Raw genomic sequence first — 1,389 nt, 5'->3', positions numbered from 1 at the left:
CGGCAACCTGGTACTCTGGCGTTTTTGGACCTGGCGGATTCGTGCGCATGTGGACCAGGACATGTGGATTACAAAGTCGAAAATCGACGGCGAGATTGTCGCATGAGGCCGGGACAGAGACAAGAGAAAATAGGAAAAACACAGAACCATCATCTGCTCCGCAAACTCTTCCGAGAGGAATTATTCACCCCGGGAAGGCCGCTCGCCGAATAATGGGTAGAGTGACTTTTGGTGAACGAGGCCTTCTGTCCGCAAGCGGGGCGTCCGCCTTGGAAATCGACCCTATGACATGGAAGACCTTCGCCCCTGATAAAGGACCGAGAGGAAACGGACCGGAATTAGCGCCGGACTTCTCGCCTGCGACAGTCCGCAGAGGAGCCTGGAGCAGACGTGATCTGTTGCGGTGGCTGGCTCTGGGTTTAGGGGTGGTGCTCCAGGGGGACGTGCATCCGATCCTGGCGGAGGTGGGCGCTTCTCGCGGTCCCGGGGAAACTCCCCGCGGCAAGGCCGCAAAGCAGGAAGCGGTCAGCCGAATCCCCCTCGACCAGCTCACCCCCACCTGGCGGTCGCACGTGCTGGAGGTGGTCAACCATGCGGCCATGTTCCAGGTGATGCATTCCCCCATCATCGAGTGCGAACCCGACTTTTATCGCTTCCTCGTCGAGCATCCCGAAGTGATCGTCGCCATGTGGCAGGCGCTGGGGATCACCAAATTGAAACTGGACGTGCTGGGTCCCCGCCAGTACCGACTCGACGACAGCGCGGGCACCATCGCCCAGGTGGTCTACATCTACACCGGCACATCGCAGCACGTGGTGTACTCGGAGGGGAGCTACTCGGGCCCTCTCATGCTGCGTCCGGTGCGGGGGAAAGTCGTCGTTGTCCTCAACAGCAGTTTTTTGCGGGAGGCGGGTGGAACGCCGTATGTCTCGGCCCAACTCGACCTCTATGTGCAGGTGGAACAGGCGGGCATGGAACTTCTCACGCGGGCGCTCCATCCCCTGCTTGGGTCGATGACGGAAAACAACTACCAGCAAACGATGAACTTTGTGGGCTCCGTGTATCGTACAGCCCGACTCCGCCCCATCACCTTGCAGCGGCTTACGGCCGATCTGAAGATCGACGCCCAAACCCGGCAAACCCTCGCCGACTGGATTACCCGCCTGAGCACGTGGGAAGAGTCCGAGCAGACACGTGCCGCAATGGCTGACGGCCTGCCCAGCCTGGATGAACAAAGCCTCCGCCCGGAAAGAATCCTTCGCCAGTAATCGGCTTGGCCATTCACGGCAAAGCCTTCGGCAAGTGGTAGCCCGGGCCACCATCAGCCTTCCGCAGGTTTGGAAACCGGAGCTGCGGCCAACTGCATGGCGAGATCGTGGAGGGCCTTGA

At 60.5% G+C, this 1,389-nt stretch carries 1 protein-coding gene; it reads left to right on the top strand.

All coding sequences use genetic code 11. The features are described from left to right. The first annotated feature begins 284 nt into the window (after window positions 1-284). Window positions 285-1,268, top strand: a complete 984-nt coding sequence (locus H5U08_RS18830; protein ID WP_297036707.1) for a hypothetical protein — start codon at window positions 285-287, stop codon at window positions 1,266-1,268. Window positions 1,269-1,389: the final 121 nt, after the last annotated feature.

The organism is Thermogutta sp., from assembly GCF_014359955.1.
In the GTDB taxonomy this organism is placed as follows: domain Bacteria; phylum Planctomycetota; class Planctomycetia; order Pirellulales; family Thermoguttaceae; genus Thermogutta.
This window is presented reverse-complemented; position numbering and strand designations above follow the sequence as displayed.